We start from the raw sequence: 554 nt of genomic DNA on the forward strand, positions 1-554 counted from the left end.
ACCGACCGTCGCCAAAGACCTCCTGCCTGAGGACCTTCCTGCCAATCCAGCCCGGTCTCCCCCTCTGCCGCTACCTGACGCTGCGCCCACACGACCCGTACTCTGAGCAACGGCTGCTAACCTCCACGCAAGGGAGGCATCAGTCTATGTGCCTGTTGCCTCCCTGCCATCCCTACCCCGACCGTTTCCAGAGAAACACGCGGCCAGCGACGAGCCCCCGGCATCGTACATACCTTGAGCAACCGAATCCCAGAAACGACGACGCACACTTCGAACAGCTATGCTTCCACCCTCCGCCGCCAGCCGCGGACCATGCCCCCGATCTCGCGCAAGCGGGAGCAGGCATAGCGCCTTAGCGACAGAAGCGCGAAACCGTCTCACGGATCTTCTCTACAGGACTCAAGTACCCGCTAAATAGATACCGCGGAGCTCTTCGAGCAGACCTGCCAGCGCCACGATCTGGATCCCGACGGCATCGTGCTGCACGCCGACAACGGCGGCCCGATGAAGGGCTCCACCATGCTGGCGACGCTGAAGCGCCTGGGCGTCGTCGC

At 63.5% G+C, this 554-nt stretch carries 1 protein-coding gene; it reads right to left on the minus strand.

The features are described from left to right. Positions 1 to 399: 399 nt before the first annotated feature. Positions 400 to 554: hypothetical protein (locus GY769_17715; GenBank protein ID MCP4203759.1), on the minus strand; the 155-nt coding region annotated here is incomplete at its 5' end.

The sequence above is a fragment of the bacterium genome, assembly GCA_024224155.1.
GTDB lineage: Bacteria > Acidobacteriota > Thermoanaerobaculia > Multivoradales > JAHEKO01 > CALZIK01.